At 70.6% G+C, this 15743-nt stretch carries 16 protein-coding genes; 9 read left to right on the forward strand and 7 right to left on the reverse strand.

The annotated features are described in order from the left end of the window. Positions 1 to 672 precede the first annotated feature (672 nt). From ABD235_RS28920 to ABD235_RS28930, 3 genes are all read right to left on the reverse strand, one after another. Positions 673 to 969, reverse strand: coding sequence for an MGMT family protein (locus ABD235_RS28920; protein WP_344179801.1), 297 nt, complete (start codon positions 967 to 969; stop codon positions 673 to 675). 33 nt (positions 970 to 1002) lie between these two features. Then, positions 1003 to 1842, reverse strand: coding sequence for a TIGR03560 family F420-dependent LLM class oxidoreductase (locus tag ABD235_RS28925; RefSeq protein ID WP_344179804.1), 840 nt, complete (start codon positions 1840 to 1842; stop codon positions 1003 to 1005). A 72-nt stretch (positions 1843 to 1914) separates the two neighbouring features. Further along, positions 1915 to 2181 carry a DUF2277 domain-containing protein gene (locus tag ABD235_RS28930; protein ID WP_344179806.1) on the reverse strand — a complete coding sequence of 89 codons (267 nt, stop codon included), beginning with the start codon at positions 2179 to 2181 and terminating at the stop codon, positions 1915 to 1917. Positions 2182 to 2238: 57 nt separating this feature from the next. Between ABD235_RS28930 and ABD235_RS28935 the strand changes: the two genes are divergently transcribed. From ABD235_RS28935 to ABD235_RS28955, 5 genes are read left to right on the forward strand one after another with little or no spacing between them, the layout of a single operon-like run. After that, positions 2239 to 2934, forward strand: coding sequence for a hypothetical protein (locus ABD235_RS28935; RefSeq protein WP_344179809.1), 696 nt, complete (start codon positions 2239 to 2241; stop codon positions 2932 to 2934). A 26-nt stretch (positions 2935 to 2960) separates the two neighbouring features. Next, positions 2961 to 3326: a hypothetical protein gene (locus tag ABD235_RS28940; protein WP_344179811.1), complete on the forward strand. Its 366-nt coding sequence runs from the start codon at positions 2961 to 2963 to the stop codon at positions 3324 to 3326. Positions 3327 to 3367: 41 nt separating this feature from the next. Next, positions 3368 to 3853 (forward strand): GNAT family N-acetyltransferase, encoded by a 486-nt coding sequence (locus ABD235_RS28945; protein WP_344179813.1) that lies wholly within the window; start codon positions 3368 to 3370, stop codon positions 3851 to 3853. A 23-nt stretch (positions 3854 to 3876) separates the two neighbouring features. Then, positions 3877 to 4515, forward strand: coding sequence for a TetR/AcrR family transcriptional regulator (locus ABD235_RS28950; protein ID WP_344179815.1), 639 nt, complete (start codon positions 3877 to 3879; stop codon positions 4513 to 4515). Positions 4516 to 4517: 2 nt separating this feature from the next. Further along, positions 4518 to 5318, forward strand: a complete 801-nt coding sequence (locus ABD235_RS28955) for a maleylpyruvate isomerase family mycothiol-dependent enzyme (RefSeq protein ID WP_344179817.1) — start codon at positions 4518 to 4520, stop codon at positions 5316 to 5318. Positions 5319 to 5372: 54 nt separating this feature from the next. On the opposite strand, the gene moeZ is transcribed toward ABD235_RS28955, so the two are convergent. The 4 genes from moeZ to ABD235_RS28975 all read right to left on the reverse strand — a co-directional run bounded on the left by moeZ (position 5373) and on the right by ABD235_RS28975 (position 13347). Beyond that, positions 5373 to 6563, reverse strand: coding sequence for an adenylyltransferase/sulfurtransferase MoeZ (gene moeZ, locus ABD235_RS28960; RefSeq protein WP_344179819.1), 1191 nt, complete (start codon positions 6561 to 6563; stop codon positions 5373 to 5375). Between the two features lie 162 nt (positions 6564 to 6725). Next, positions 6726 to 9398 (reverse strand): Calx-beta domain-containing protein, encoded by a 2673-nt coding sequence (locus ABD235_RS28965; RefSeq protein WP_344179821.1) that lies wholly within the window; start codon positions 9396 to 9398, stop codon positions 6726 to 6728. 183 nt (positions 9399 to 9581) lie between these two features. Next, a complete protein-coding gene (locus ABD235_RS28970; protein ID WP_344179824.1) occupies positions 9582 to 12338 on the reverse strand; it encodes a Calx-beta domain-containing protein in 2757 nt (918 codons plus the stop codon). 88 nt (positions 12339 to 12426) lie between these two features. Beyond that, positions 12427 to 13347: an alpha/beta fold hydrolase gene (locus tag ABD235_RS28975; RefSeq protein WP_344179826.1), complete on the reverse strand. Its 921-nt coding sequence runs from the start codon at positions 13345 to 13347 to the stop codon at positions 12427 to 12429. 42 nt (positions 13348 to 13389) lie between these two features. Here ABD235_RS28975 and ligD point away from each other — a divergent pair, with 42 nt between their 5' ends. From ligD to ABD235_RS28995, 4 genes are all read left to right on the forward strand, one after another. Further along, a complete protein-coding gene (gene ligD, locus ABD235_RS28980) occupies positions 13390 to 14316 on the forward strand; it encodes a non-homologous end-joining DNA ligase (RefSeq protein ID WP_344179828.1) in 927 nt (308 codons plus the stop codon). 24 nt (positions 14317 to 14340) lie between these two features. Next, a complete protein-coding gene (locus ABD235_RS28985) occupies positions 14341 to 14523 on the forward strand; it encodes a hypothetical protein (protein ID WP_344179830.1) in 183 nt (60 codons plus the stop codon). Positions 14524 to 14592: 69 nt separating this feature from the next. Then, positions 14593 to 15222 carry a TetR family transcriptional regulator gene (locus ABD235_RS28990; protein ID WP_184797122.1) on the forward strand — a complete coding sequence of 210 codons (630 nt, stop codon included), beginning with the start codon at positions 14593 to 14595 and terminating at the stop codon, positions 15220 to 15222. A 284-nt stretch (positions 15223 to 15506) separates the two neighbouring features. Further along, positions 15507 to 15734, forward strand: coding sequence for a DUF3107 domain-containing protein (locus tag ABD235_RS28995; RefSeq protein WP_344179834.1), 228 nt, complete (start codon positions 15507 to 15509; stop codon positions 15732 to 15734). Positions 15735 to 15743: the final 9 nt, after the last annotated feature.

Below are 15743 nucleotides of genomic sequence, written 5' to 3' on the forward strand. Positions count from 1 at the left end.
CCGAACCGCGAATCTGAGAAGGAAGGCGAGAATCGATTTCTTGACTGTTCCGAGAGAGGTTGATGGCGACCTTCTCCGTGTACGTACGTGCCGCCCATCTGAGTTCGACTGCAGCGCGGATCGTGACCGGACCTACCGTCGTTGGCACCGGAGCCGACCCCGCCGCGACCAGCCTAGCGATTTCCTCGAGGGCGCCCAGGCTGCGTGGGCGCTATCGCCGGTGTGCTTTCGTCGACCTGGGCGCGATGGTGGTGATGCGCCCGTTGGGTATCCGAGTTCGCGGGCCGCGTGCACCGTATCCGTACCGTGCACGTCGATGAACGCACTGACGCCTGTGGGGCGCCAGCGCATGGACCAGTCGAGCAGACCGTCGCCAAAGGTGACCGGCTCGGTCCTCAGAGCTTGCAGAGCATCGGCCGAGGTTGCCGACCCGTCCCGATCACTCGCGCGATCGTGAGTCGCACGAGCGGGACAGGGACCCGCCGATCGTGCCTGCCGCTCTGCCAATGCGCACCGTGTCGCCGGGCCTGCCTCAACGACGGCCACGGCGGGCCATACAGCCTGCAACCGTGACCATCTCGACTAGGCCGACCAATTCCACTGGGTGCCGCCGACGCCGCTGTACCTGTTCAAGATGGCCCGTGCGAAGTCCAAAGCCCGCAAAGCCGCGGCTTAGTCCTCCGGGTCCCAGCGGACCTGGCGCAGGTCGACCTTGCCGTTGGTGACGCGGACGCCGTCGCCGCGCAGCAACTGGAGTTGGTCGTCGACGACCTCGTCGGCCGGTACGCCGCTGGCGCGGATGACGCGCCACCACGGCACGCCGCCGCCGTACTCGCGCATGATCGCGCCGACCTGCCGCGGGCCGCCCTGCCCGACGTACACCGCGATGTCGCCGTACGTCGCCACGCGCCCCGGCGGGATCGACTCGACCGCTTGCAGCACCGCCTCGACGTACTCCTCCCGATCCACGGGCGACACGTTATCGCCCGGGACCGACAGGGTTCAGGCCAGCGGGGCGAGTGCCTTGGCCAGCGGCTCGAGCACCGCGGGGGACGCGTCGAGCGGAAGGTTCATGACCACCAGGTCGACGCCTGCTTCGCCGTACGCCGCGGCGGCCGCGACGGCGTCGTCGAGCTCCTTGTCCGGATCGATGCGGACGTTGACCGAGCAGGTGATCTCGTTGACGTCGCGGCCGAGCTTGTCGCAGTGGTCGACCAGCACCTGCTTGAGCGGGGTCCACTCCTCCGGGCTCTGCACGATCACGTTCCACTGCTGGGCCCAGCGGGCGACCGCGCGCAGCGTGCGCTTCGGGCCCTTGCCGCCGATCGTGATCGGCGGGTGCGGGGTCTGCACGGCCTTCGGCTCGCAGTACGCGTCGGTGAGCTTGACGTAGCGGCCGTCGTAGTTCGCGACCTTCTCGGTGAGCAGCGCGATCATCGCCTCGACGCCCTCGTCGAACCGGTCGAAGCGCTCCTTCAACGGCGGCAGGTCGATGCCGTACGCCGCGGTCTCCATCTCGTTCCAGCCCGCGCCGACGCCGAGCTCGAGACGGCCCTCGGCGATGATGTCCGTGGTCGCGGCCATGTTCGCCAGGACGGCGGGGTGCCGGTAGATCATGCCGGTGACCTGGCAGCCGACGCGGATCCTGCTGGTCGCCTGGGCCAGCGCGGCCAGCGTCGTCCAGCCCTCGAGGTTGGGCCCGGCCATGTCCCCGGTCAGCGGGTAGAAGTGGTCCCAGTGCCAGGCCGACTCGAAGATCTCGAACTGGTCCGCGGCCACCCACACGTCCCGCATCTGCTGCCAGGTGGTGTGTTCGGGCCGGGTCTTGATCGCAAACCGCATCGCACGCCTCCACTTGGTAAGGGCTTGCCGCCATCAGGAAACCTACACCCGCGGGCCGCCGAGGCGGAGCGATCAGTCCAGACCGAGGCGGGCCCTGACCTCCGGGCGGCGCAACGGCGGAACCGTCTGCGGCGGCACCCGCCGGGCCGGCATCTCCTCGAGCAGGGCCTCAGTGATGCGGGCGACCTCGGCGGCGGCCCGCTCGATCGGTTCGCGCGTGGCGGCGCTGAGCGAACCGACACCGGTCACCTTACGGACGTACTGGAGGGCCGCCGCGTAGATCTCCTCGGAGGTCGCGGACGGCTCCAGGCCTCTCAGGACAGTGATGTTTCTGCACATGCTCCGACGGTACGCGAAGCCGGGGACAACCGGCGGTCCCGCGGCTACAGTTTTGTGATGGAGCTGGTGCTGTTCGTCCTGGGCGGCGGCGGGGTCGCCGCGGCCGGGCGGTACGCGTGGGCCCGACGGATGGCCAAGCGCCGGCAGGCGGCCGAGCTGTCCGACGTACGGCGGATCGCCGACGAGGACGTCACGCAGTACGGCGAACAACTGGCCCGGCTCGGCGACGTACTCGCCGGGCACGAACTGGACGCCGCGACGCGCGCGGACTACCAGACCTCCCTCGACCTGTACGAGCAGGCGAAGCGCGCGGTCCCGCGGCTCGACGACCTCGACGCGGTCAGCGGTGTGACCGCGGCGCTGGCCGAAGGGCGGTACGCGATCGCCTGCGTCCAGGCACGGGTCGCCGGACGGCCGATCCCGGAGCGCCGGGTCCCGTGCTACTTCAACGCCCAGCACGGCCCGTCGACGACCGACGTGGTCTGGACCCCGTCGAACGGCGGCACCCGCAAGGTCGCGGCCTGCGCCCAGGACGCCGCCCGGATCGCCGCCGGTGACGAGCCGGCCAAGCACTACCCGAGGAACGGCGGTCACCAGCTCGCCTCCTGGGAGCCCTACGACCCGGACAAGCCGTTCCGGTTCGGCTTCTGGGACATCGCCGGCGCCCGCGCGGTCAAGATCCACCTCCGCCTGGAGCCGATCGCCATGACCGGCCGCGGCCGCCGGGACCCCACCATCGACCGGAAGCGCTGACCCTGCCGCGGCAGCAGACTGACCCGATGAGACTCCCCGACGGGCTCATCGCGCGCGCCCCGCGGCTGACCGACGCTCCAGCGATCTTCGAGCTGCTCGCGGACTACAACACCCGCCTGACCGGCTCCCCCGACGCCACGCTCGACGGTGTCGCCGCAGGACTGGCCGCGCCGGGCTTCGAGCGCGAGACCGACGGCTGGCTGATCGTCGACGAGGCCGATCGCGCGGTGAACTTCGGAGCCGTCGTCCTCGGTCAGCACGCCGACCTGATGATTTGCCGCCCCGACTCCCCGGCAGCCGGCTGGTTGCTCGACACGGCGATCGCCCGCGTCGGGCCGGGGACACGCTGGAGATCGCCGTCCTGCGCCAGAACGAGCCGCTGCGCGAGCTGATTGCCGCCCGCGGATTCGTCCGCGGCACCAGCTACTTCCAGATGCGCATCGATCACACCGGGCCGATCGCCGTACCGAAGCCGCCGGCCGGAGTCACGCTCACCGAGGGCCTGTACGACGAGGAGACGCGCCGCGAGGCGTACGCCGTACTGGCCGACGGCTTCGCCGATCAGCAGGCGGACGCGATGCCGCCGTACGACGAGTGGACCGCCGACCGGTCCCGGGTCGCGCTGGCGGCCCTCGACGGCAACCCGGTCGCTGCGATCGTCACCGAGGACACCTACGCCGAGACAGAGCACTGCGGCTACGTAGGCCGCCTCGCCGTCCTCCCCGAAGCCCGCGGCCGAGGGCTGGGCCGCTTCCTCCTGCAGCACACGTTCGCCACCGACGCGGCGGCCGGCCTGGCCGGGACGATGCTCGACGTCGACAGCAACAACCCGACCCCGGCGCTCGGCCTGTACGAGTCGGTCGGCCTGCGCACCCTCCGCGTCTCCGACGACTGGAGCCTCGAGATCTTGACAACCTAATGCCGTTAGGTTTTCCTCAACACATGAGCACTGCGGCGTCGTTCGACCGGCGGGCTCGCCGGCGGGAGCAGACCATCGACGAGATCCTGGCGGCGGCGTTGCGGCTGATGGAGGCCGAGGGGGTCGCCGGGCTCAGCCTGTCGGCAGTGGCGCGCGAGGTCGGGATGCGGCCGCCGTCGGTGTACCAGTACTTCCCGTCCAAGATGGCGATCTACGACGCGCTGTTCCGGCGCGGGGCCGAGGCGTTCCTCGACGTCCGCCGGCAGACGGTCCGGACCGCGACGGCAGCGGACCCGCTGGAGCTCGCGCGGATCTCGACGCTCGCGTTCGGCCGCTGGTGCATGGAGCACCAGATCCACTCGCAGCTGCTGTTCTGGCGGACGGTGCCCGGCTTCGAGCCGAGCCCGGAGGCCTACGCGCCGGCGCAGGAGACCATCGAGGAGCTGCGACGCACTCTGCTGGCCGCCGTGGACGCGGGCCTGCTGCATCCGGACGCCGCCTCGGACGAGGGAATCGCGCTCTACACGTCCGTCACCTCGGGCGTCCTGTCCCAGCAGCTGGCCAACGAGCCGGACGCGTCCTTCGACGACGGCCGCTACACCCGGCTGCTTCCGACCGTGCTGGACATGTTCGAGCAACGGTACGCACCACCCAGGGGGTAGTCATGATCGCAGTACAGGCACAGGGGATCACGCGGGCGGACCGGCAACGCAGCCGGCTGCACCGCGACAGCGAGGTCGGGACCTGGAGGGAGTTCCTGACCACGCTCGACGGCGACGACTGGCACCGGCGGACGGTCTGTGACGAGTGGGACGTCGCCGACATCGTCGGGCACCTGTGCGGCCAGGCGGAGGACGTGATCCGCCCGTGGTCGTTCCCGCTCCGCTACGCCAAGGCCAAGCGCGTGTACCCCGACGTGGTCCGGATCGACGCCCACATGATGATCCAGGCCGACGCCCACCGCGGTACGCCGCCCGACGAACTGCGCGCACGCTTCGGCCGTTTGTGGTCGAAGGCGACCCGCACGATCAGCCGCAACCCGGCCCTGTTCCGCCGGATCGCGCTGCCGATCGAGGGCATGCCGGGCTTCGAGTCGATCGCGTTCGGCTACATCCAGGACATCCTGCTCGCCCGGGACCTGTGGATGCACCGCGACGACGTCTGCCAGGCGCTCGGCCGGCCGTTCGACGCCGGTCCGTACGCCGGTGAGCTGATCGCGCAGGTCGTGCTCGACCTGGTCGAGTACCCGTTCTGGCGCGACCGGCCGACGGTCGTCCTCGAGCTCACCGGGCCGGGCGGGGGCGTCTACCAGCTGGGTGCCGGGGAGCCGGTGGCCACGGTCCGCACCGACGCGGTCGGCTACATGCGCACGGTCTCCGGCCGGGACGACCACCCGGTGGTCGAGCTGGTCGACGGCGACCAGGGCGGCGTCGAGGCCGTGGCGACCTGCCGGATGCCGTTCTAGGGAAAGCGCTGGCGCCCGCCGTACCGAAGTACGACGGGCGCCGGGCTCAGTGATCTAGTACGACGGCTGCGACGGGTCGATCTGGTCGACCCACGCGACCACGCCGCCGCCGACGTGCACGGCGTCGGAGAAGCCGGCGCCCTTGGCGATCGCCAGGACCTCGGCCGAGCGGACGCCGGACTTGCAGTGGAAGACCAGCTGCTTGTCCTGCGGGAGCTTCTCCAGCGCGACACCGGTCAGGAACTGGTCCTTCGGGATCAGCACCGAGCCGGGGATCTTGTTGATCTCGTACTCGTTCGGCTCCCGGACGTCGACCAGGACGAAGTCCTTCTCGCCGTTGTCCTTGAGCTTGATCCACTCGCTCAGCTGCTTGACCGAGATGGTCGCGCCGGCGGCGGCGTCGGCCGCCTCCTCGGTGATCGCGCCGCAGAAGCTGTCGTAGTCGATCAGCCCGGTGACGGTCGGGTTCTCACCGCAGATCGCGCAGTTCGGGTCCTTGCGGACCTTCAGGGCGCGCCAGTTCAGGTCGAGGGCCTCGTAGATGTTCAGCCGGCCCAGCGACGGGTCGCCGATGCCGGTGAGCAGCTTGATCGCCTCGGTCACCTGGGCGGCGCCGACCGACGCGCAGAGCACGCCCAGCACGCCACCCTCGGCGCAGGACGGGACCATGCCCGGCGGCGGGGGCTCGGGGTAGAGGCAGCGGTAGCAGGGACCGTTCTCGGCCCAGAACACGCTGACCTGACCGTCGAAGCGGTAGATCGAGCCCCACACGTACGGCTTGCCGAGCAGGACCGCGGCGTCGTTGACCAGGTACCGGGTGGCGAAGTTGTCGGTGCCGTCGACGATCAGGTCGTACTGCTCGAAGATCTCGAACACGTTGTCGTTGTCCAGCCGGGTCTCGTGCAGGACGACGTTCGTGTACGGGTTGGCCTCGAGGATCGACTCCTTGGCCGACTGGGCCTTGGACTTGCCGACGTCGGACTGGCCGTGGATGATCTGGCGCTGCAGGTTGGACTCGTCGACGGTGTCGAACTCGACGATGCCGAGCGTGCCGACCCCGGCCGCGGCCAGGTACAGCAGCGCGGGACTGCCGAGCCCGCCGGCGCCGATCACCAGCACCTTGGAGTTCTTCAGCCGCTTCTGACCGGCCATCCCGACCTCGGGGATGATCAGGTGCCGCGAGTACCGGCGGACCTCGTCGATGGTCAGCTCGTCGGCCGGTTCGACCAGCGGTGGCAGTGACACGGGCGCTCCTCGTCAGCGGGAATATCGGGGGGATTCCGGGTTCAACCGTCCTTCCCTCCCCCATGTTCCCGCACCGGCCCAAGCGACCGGTCAGGAGTCCGCATTCCGGTACGTCCGTCTCACCGTGGGCGGCGCCGCCGGTCAGCGGCGCCGCCCCGGGGATCAGTCGTTGTCGGTGATCGTCCCGATCAGGCCGAGCGGCACCTTCAGCTGCGCCGCATCGACCTCGGTGACGGAGGCGGTGAAGGTCTCGGCCGGCTCCTTCACCTTGTCGTCGACGAGCCTGACCTCGAGCACGCCCTTGGCCTGGCCCGGCTCGATGTACGCGTAGAACGACCGCGACGGCGGCTCCTCGTCGAAGGCCTTGAAGTCCTTGCCGAGTACGGCGGTGCCGTCCTTCAGGTCACCCTGGACCGACACGTACCGGTCGCTGGGCGCCGACAGCGTCATCGGGAACTTCAGCACCCCGGCGTTCTCGCTGGCCGTCGCCGGACCGATCTTCAGCGTCGGCGTCGGGTCGTCGTCGACCACCAGGCCGTGCCCGAACGGCTCGTCCAGCAGCCCGTCGTGCGGGGCGGACAGGACCAGGCTGAACGCCAGGTCGTCGCTGTCGCGGGTGTTGCCCGTGACCGGCACGGTGATCTTCTGCCGGGTCTGACCGGGCGTGAACACCACCTTGCGCGCCACCTGGCCGACCGACTGGCCGAGGTCGCCGTTCGTCTCGGCGTACACGCTGACCGGGCGGATGCTCGGCCGCGAGAGCGTCACGAAGAAGTCGACGTTCTTGGTCCCGGTGTTGCCCTCCTGCACCTTCACGCTCGACGCGGACAGCTTCGGCAGCAGCACCGCCGGAGCCGACGTGCCGACACCGGGCCGCGAGAACGACACATCGCTCAGGAACACCGAGCCGCTCGCCACCCGGTCGGTCCGTAGCTCGACCGCGCGTACGTCGCGCAGGTCGATCCCCTTCAGCGACGCGATCGGCACGCGCACGGTCCGGAGCAGGTTCTTCGGCGTGACGTCACCCGAACCGGGCATCCGCACCAGCGCGTCGCCGAGGGTCGAGGCCGGCACCGACGCGGCCCGGCCGTGGCCGTCCACCACCCGGATGCTCAGGTCGGTCCGCGGTGCTCCGGCAGCGTCGGGCGCCGCGCGGAAGGTCAGAGCGGCGTACTGACGAACGTCACGCTGCCCAGCTGCGACCGGCACTCGCAGTACGCCGTCCTTGCCGGTCCAGCTCAGCTTGGTGACGGCCAGCGTCGGCGTCTTCTCGGCGAACCACGACGGGCCCCAGTGCGGCAGCTGGCTCTGGTCCTCGATCTGCACACAGCCCGACGAGCAGACCGCCGTCTTGGCCTTCCCGGAAACCGCTCCGGCCGGCAGCGGCTGGTCCAGCCGGGACAGGTCGCGCCGGTCGGCCGCAGGAGCCTGCGCAACCACCCGTACGACGGCCTTGCCCGCCGAGACGGCCCGCCCGTTGGAGCCGTCGAGCAGCGGCAGCAGTTGCTTCTCGTGGCCGAGCTGCAGCCGGAAGAAGCCTGCCACGTACGCCGTACCGACGGCCTGCTGCTGCTTGGCGGTCAGCCGGCCCACGTACTTGGCCCCACAGGGCGACTCGCTGCCCTCCTCGTACCAGTCGTCGTTGGAGGGGGCGACCGACTGGCCAGGGGTCCACTCGGTGTTGAAGAAGTTGTGGTTGGCGCCCAGTACCGTGACGGTCGAGCGCGGCGCGTTGTCGCCGGTGACGGAGTAGCGCGTGTCGTCGTAGAACTTCTGGCCCTGCAGGTCGGAGACGTCGCCGTCGCAGTACGGCAGGACGACGCTCATCGCGACCCCGGGCACGGTCGCCCGCGCGAAGTCGGTCGGCGCGAGCGGCAGCACCGCACGGATCCCGTACCGGCCACCGCGATCGGCGTTGAGCACGGCGGCGCGCGCCACGCCCTCACCACCGCGCGAGTGGCCCATCAGGCCGATGTTCCGCAGGTCGACCTTGCCGACGAACTTCGTGCCGAACGGACCACCGCCGACGGTCGACCACTTCTTCCACAGGTCGAGATGGTCGAGCACCAGCTCGGCCCGGGCCTGCGCGCCGGCGTCGTACGCGTCGCTGTCCCAGGCGTTGACCGCGTTGGCGCTGATCGAGACGACCTGGTAGCCGTGGCTGGCCAGCGCCTCGGCCGGGCCGTCGTACCCGCGGTAGCTCGGGATCGACTTCCAGACACCGGTGCACGGCCAGGGCTTCTCCGGGAACGGGCCGTTCTCGTCGCCGCCGTAGCAGACCTGGTGGCGGCCGTGGAGGAAGACGATCAGCGGGCGGGCGCCGGTCGCACCGCGCGGCGAGTAGACCTTGCCGCGCAGCTCCGACTTCTGCTTGAGGCCAGGCAGGTAGATCGCCTCGTCGCCGAGGTTGTACTCCGCGGTCTCGACCGCGTACCGGCCCTTGGCGCCGGGATCGTCGGCCAGCGCCGGTCCCATCTTCGCCTTCAGCCACTCCGCGTCGGTCGGGCCGGCCGCGGCCTTGGACCGCTGACCGTCGGGATCGCCGGACCAGGTGAGCTTGACGTCCCTGGCCTTCAGCACGGTCGGGTCCTTGCTGATCAGCGACACGCTGCGGCGATCGGCCGACTCCTTGGCCACGCCGATCGCGCGGCCGTCGACCGCCAGCATCGGGAGGGCGTCCCGCAGCGGCACCCGGCGATCCAGGTCGAGCGTGACCCGGTAGCCACCGGCCACCGGCTCGATCCGCCAGTCATTGCCCTTAGCAACAGTATTGGTGGGTGGGGGTGGTGCCGCCGATGCCGACGGCACCAGTCCCCAGCCCAGGAGTGCGACCATCCCCAGCGACAGTGTTTTGCTGCCGATCAACCGCACGAGGTTCCCTTCGTCGACGAACAGGTCGTCCGTCAGACCCCCGCGGCGGCGAATTGGTTGTCGTGGTCAACGGATCGGGACGAAGATCATGCCACGGTCCGATCCGATCTCATGCCACAGTCTGACGCGGCAAACACCCGGGTGTGGTCACCCCTGGTCGTCGTCCACGATCAGCCCGGACCGCGTCACCGGCCCGGCGAACTCGACGCCCTCGACCTTGTCGACCCGTATCGAGAACGACTCGGCCGGCTCGGCGACCTTGTCGTTCAGCACGTCGACCTGGATCCAGCCGACCCGACGGCCCGCCGGCACCTGACCGAAGGCCCTGTTGATGCCCGGGGCGTACCCCTGCAGATCGGACCCGAGCTTGGCCGTCCCGCTGATCAGCTGGCCCTCGAAGATGATCTCCTTCGCGGTCACCGCGGACAGCCGGACCGGGAACCGCACCTTCCCGGACGCCTCGTGGCCGACCGCATTGCCGATCGTGAGCACCGGCGCCGGGTCGTCGTCCAGCACCACTCCGTCGGCCTGCGCGTCCCCGACGATCGCCTGCGTCGGCAGCGACAGCTGCAGCGTGCCTTGCAGGTCGTAGTCGTCCACGGTGTTCGCCTTCACCACCACGCTGACCTTCTGCTTGGTCTGCCCGGGCTTGAACACCAGCCGCCGGCTCACGTCCTCCGGTCCGGCCTGCCACGGATCACCGGTGCTGGTCTCGGCCCACACAGTGACCGGTACGGCGGACGGCCGCGACAGCGACACCCAGTAGTCCAGCGACGTGGTCCCGGTGTTGCCCTCGGTCGCCTTGGCGTCGGCCACGGACACACTCGGCAGCTTGATCGGTGCCGACGTGCCCAGACCGGCGCCGGAGAAGGCCAGGTCGGACAGGTAGATCGTGCCTGCCGCGGTCCGGTCGGTGCGGAGCTCTACCGAGCGGATGTCCTTCCGGTCCAGCTTGCCCAGCCACCACAGCGGCAGCCGGACCGTCCGCAGCAGCGTCTTCGGCAGCACGTAGTCGTTCGCACCGGGCAGCCGGAGCAGCGCGTCGCTGATCGCGGACACCGGCACGTTGACGAACTGGCCGCGCCCGTCGGTGACCCGCAGCGAGAGATCGGGCCTGGCCACGCCGGTCGGCTCGGGCGACGCGCGGAAGCTCAGCGCGGTGTACTTGGTGACGTCGCGCTGCCCGGCGGGCAGGTCGAACCGCACCGAGCCGCTCGTCCCGGTCCAGCGCAGCCTGGTGACGGCGGTCGTGGGCGCCGTCCTGGCGATCGCCGACTGGTTCCAGTGCGGCATCTTCCAGCCGTCGTACGACGTCCAGCACGGCGGCAGGTCCGGAGCAGGCACGGTCGGCGACGGCAGCCCGGCGCAGACCTCCGCCTTCGCGGCGCCGCTGACAGCGCCGGCCGGTAGCGCGGCGTCCAGCCGGTTCACGTCGCGGCGCTGGGCGCTGGGCGCCTGCGACACCACGCGGACGACGGCCTTGCCCACCGAGGCCGCCCGGGTGTTGGACCCGTCGAACAGCGGCAGGAGCGCCTGCTCGCGGCCGAGCTCCAGCCGGAAGAAGCCCGCGATGTACGCCCGGCCGACGGCCTGCTGCTGCACCGCGGTCAGCCGCATCCCGCCCCGGACCGAGCACGGACTGGTCGCCGTACCGTCGTCGTAGCCGTCGTCGAACGAGGGCGCGACCGACTGGCCGGGCGTCCACTCGCGGTTGAAGAAGTTGTGGTTGGTCCCGAGCACCAGCAGGGTCGACCGGCGCGCCTGGTCCGGCGTCGCGGCGTACCGGCTGTCGTCGTAGAACTTCTGGCCCTGCAGGTCGACGACGTCACCGTCGCAGTACGGCAGCAGCACGCTCATCGCGACGCCGGGCAGCGTCGGCCGGGAGAAGTCGACCGGTGCGAGCGGCAGTACGGCGCGGATGCCGTACTTGCCACCGAGCTGCGCGTTGAGCAGCGCGGCGCGGGCAACGCCCTCACCGCCGCGCGAGTGACCCATCATACCGACGGTGCCGAGGTCGACCTTGCCGACGTACTGCTTGCCGTACGGGCCGCCGCCGGTGGTCGACCACTGCTTCCACAGGTCGAGGTGAGCCAGGATCAGCTGCGCGCGGGCCATCGCACCGCCGTCGTACGTACCGCTGTCCCAGGCGTTGATCGCGTTCGCGCTGATCGAGACGACCTGGTAGCCGTGGCTGGCCAGTGCCCAGGCAGGGCTGTCGTAGCCACGGAAGCTGGGGACAGGCTTCGCACCGCCGGTGCACGGCCAGGGCTTCTCCATCAGGCCGTCGCCGCCGAAGCAGACCTGGTGCCGGCCGTGCAGGAACACGACCAGCGGCCTCGGCCCGGTAGCGCCGACAGGGGTGTAGACCCGGCCCTGCAGCTCGGCTTTGTGGCCCAGGTCCGGCAGGTCGATCGCCTCGGCGCCGAGGTTGTACTCCGACAGGCCGACGCCGTACTGGCCGAGTGCAGCAGGGTCCACCGCGTTCGCCGGGCCTGGTGGCAGCTGCTGCCACTCGTTGAGCAGGGTCGGGTCGGTGGTGGAGCGCCCGGCCTTCCCTCTGCCCAGCTCGGTCGACCAGACGAGCGTGACCTGCTTGCCGCTGCGGACCGACCCGTCCTGGGTGACGACGGTGAGCGTACGACGGTCGGCCGACTCCTTCGCCGTACCGACGACTCGGCCGTCGACAGCCAGCAGCGGCAGGGCCGCACGCATCGGTACCGGAGTGGCCAGCCGCAGCGTGACCTCGTACCCGGCGGCGACCGGCTTGATCGACCAGTCCTTGTTCTCGGTCGGCTCCGCCTGCCCGGCGGTCGTCCTCGTCGGTACTGCTTGGCTCTGGCCTGCCGGGACCAGCAGCGCCAGCGCGAGCACCGGCACCACCCCCAGCCTCGCGAACAACCGCACAACTGCCCCCTCGACGCCGTGGGCCGCGGGCGTGCGGCCCCCTCCCCTTACCTAGACGCCAACGGGGGCAAAACGTTGCACGGAGTCGTCACTTCGCAGCTAGCTGCCGGAAGGCCCGCGCGACTTCCTGCGGGTGTTCCATCTGGGCGACGTGGCCGGTTCGGGGCAGGTAGAGCAGCCGCGCGTCCGGAAAGGCGCTCTGCGCCTTGGTCCGGATCCCCGCGTTCACCAGCCGGTCGCGGCCGCCGTACACGAGCAGGACCGGACAGGTGACCTTCGCCGCGTCCATCCACAGCGAGCGGCTCCGCGGGGCCAGGTACGACAGCAGGATGCTGCGGGCCCCGTCCAGCGTCGCCTGCGGGCCCCACGACTGCTCGTCCCGCATCCGCAACTCGTCCTTGTACGCCTGCCGAACCTCGGGCGGGAGCGCCTTCGGGTCGCCGAAGATCATCGTGTAGCCCGCCTGCAGCCGTTGCTCGAACGGCAGCCGCTTGCTCCGCTCCAGCACCGCCGCGCCGAGCCGGGGAGTGGCCAGGGCCGCGAACCAGAGCGCGGTCGCGGACGCCCGCGGATGCGGCAGCGCCGGGGAGATCAGCGTCAGCGACGCGACCCGCTCCGGACGGCGGGCCGCCAGCCGGACCGCGATCGAGCCGCCCATCGAGTTGCCGAACAGATGGACCGGCTCGTCGCCGAACTCGGCGTCCCACAGCTCCGCGACCACATCGGCGTGGTCGTCGATCCTGCCGTGGGCGGCCGGCGGTGTCCCACCGAAGCCCGGGAGGTCGGGAGCGATGCCCCGGACGGTGTCGCCGAGCAGCAGGCCGAGCGTGGTCCAGTTCAGCGACGAGCCGCCGAGACCGTGGACGAACACGGCCGGCGGCAGGTCCGGCGACGTACTGGGGGTGTCCCTGACCAGCACGTCCACGCCCGCGACCGGCACCGTCCGGGCCGGCCACTGCTGTGTCCCCAACGGCACCGACTCGCCGGTTACTGCCCCGTAACTGTCCACAGAGCCATGTTAGAACCCCTCCGAGGCTGGACACTGGGAGCCATGGCGGCCGGACAGACCCAACTGACCACCGAGGTCGACGGGCAGACGATGAAGCTCACCAACCTCGGCAAGGTGCTGTACCCGCAGACAGGGTTCACCAAGGCGGAGGTGATCGAGTACTACCACCAGATCGCCACCCTGCTGCTCCCCCACCTGTCCGACCGGCCGCTGACCCGCAAGCGCTGGCCGGACGGCACCGGCGCGTCGTACTTCTTCGAGAAGAACGCACCGCGCGGTACGCCGGACTGGGTGCGCACCGAGACCCTGCCGACGCCGGGCAGCTCGACCGGCCGCGACGAGGCTTCGTTCGTCGTGGCTGACGACGTGCAGACCGTCGTCTGGCTGGCCAACCTGGCCGCGCTCGAGCTGCACGTCCCGCAGTGGCGGATCGGGCTGTCCGACGGCGGCAAGGACCCGCAGGCCGACCTGGTCGTCTTCGACCTCGACCCGGGGCCCGGCGCGAGCATCGTCGAGTGCTGCGACGTCGCCCTCGCCCTGCGCGAGCTGCTCGGGCACTACGGGCTGGAGGGGTGGCCGAAAACGTCCGGAAACAAGGGGATGCACCTGTACGTCCCCATCGTTCCGACGTCGTCCCGGACCGCCAGCGCGTTCGCCAAGCAGCTCGCGGAGCAGCTGGCCGAAGCGCTCCCGGAGAACGTCACCGCCACGATGACCAAGGCGCTGCGGCCTGGCAAGGTCTTCATCGACTGGAGCCAGAACGCCAGCGCCAAGACCACGCTCGCGCCGTACTCGCTGCGCGGTGCCGATGAGCCGCGCGTCTCCACCCCGATCGACTGGGACGAGGTCGCCGCGGCCACCTCACAGGAGGAACTGACCTTCCTCCCGCACGAGGTGCTGGCCCGCGTCGAGGAGTACGGCGACGTCCTGGAGGGCCTGTACGACGACCCGCAGCCGCTGCCGTCCTGATTGCCGTCTGAGAGGAGCACGACGATGTCGGAACCCGAAGTCCCCGGCGACGCGCCGGAGGCCGACGTACTGGAGCAATACCAGTCGCCCGCTGGTCTGGACGCCGAGGAGGAACCGCCGGGCTCCCTGCCGCCCGAAGCCGACGCGGCGGATGTCGAAGAGCAGCGCCGATCCGTCGGGGACGGCGGCGAGGACGACTACCGCTAGGTAGGATTCGGACGGTATACACCGGGGGCGGGGTCGTCGTCCGGTGCCGCACCACCGTAAGGAGCCGATGTGTCGACGACACCGGAGACCGCACCGAAGCGTGGCAGTCGCCTGCCCCGGCTGGCTCGCCGCGCGCAGCTGCTCGAGGCCGCCCAGGAGGTTTTCGTCGCCAACGGCTACCACGCCGCCGCGATGGACGACATCGCCGACCGGGCCGGCGTCTCGAAGCCGGTCCTGTACCAGCACTTCCCCGGCAAGCTCGAGCTGTACCTGGCGCTGCTGGACAGCTCCTGCGAGGCGATCGTCGCGTCGGTCCGGGACGCGCTGAAGTCCACCGAGGACAACAAGCAGCGGGTCGCGGCGACCATCCACGCCTTCTACGAGTACGTCGCCAACGCCCAGGGCGCGTTCCGCCTGGTCTTCGAGTCCGACCTGACCAACGAGCCGGCCGTCCGCGAGCGCGTCGACCGCGTCACCCAGGCATGCGCCGAGGCCTGCTCCGAGGTGATCAGCGCCGACGCCGGCCTGAACAAGGAACAGTCGATGGTGCTCGCCGTCAGCCTGGTCGGCATGGCCCAGGTCAGCGCCCGCTACTGGCTCGCCTCCGACAACCCCACCCTCGCCCAGGAACAAGCCGCCGACCTGGTCGCCAGCCTCGCCTGGCGAGGCATCCGAGGCTTCCCCCGCACCGAGGGCTGAGCGGTACGCCGGGCGGCCGGTGGGGTAGGCCTGGCAGATTGCCACCGCGAGCCCGGCGCCGCAGGCCGACGCGACCTCGCCCCGTGCGGCCTTCCCGGCCGCGTCGCCGGCTGCCTCAGCCACCCGCGGAGGAGCTTCGGAAGCGACTGCCCGACGTACCAGCTCCGCAGAAACTCACCCAAGTTCTGCTGTTGGCGGACTGGTGAGAGCTGGGGGGCGGCAGCGGATAGGCTCGTCGGCGTACCGGCGAGACGCGCCGGTCGGAACGTGCCCGGGAGGGTTCCGTGGAGGTCAAGATCGGCGTGCAGCACGCCAATCGTGAGTTGGTGCTGGAGAGCGAGCAGACCCCGGAGGAGGTCCAGTCGGCCGTCGCCGAGGCGCTGACCGGCAAGACCGGGCTGTTGACGCTCGTGGACGAGAAGGGCCGCCGGGTGATCGTCCCGGCCGAGAAGCTGGCCTACGTCGAGATCGGCGAGTCCGAGATCCGCAAGGTCGGTTTCGGCGCGGTCTGACCCACCGCC

The sequence above is a fragment of the Kribbella lupini genome (genome assembly GCF_039529595.1).
Taxonomy (GTDB): Bacteria; Actinomycetota; Actinomycetes; order Propionibacteriales; family Kribbellaceae; genus Kribbella; species Kribbella lupini.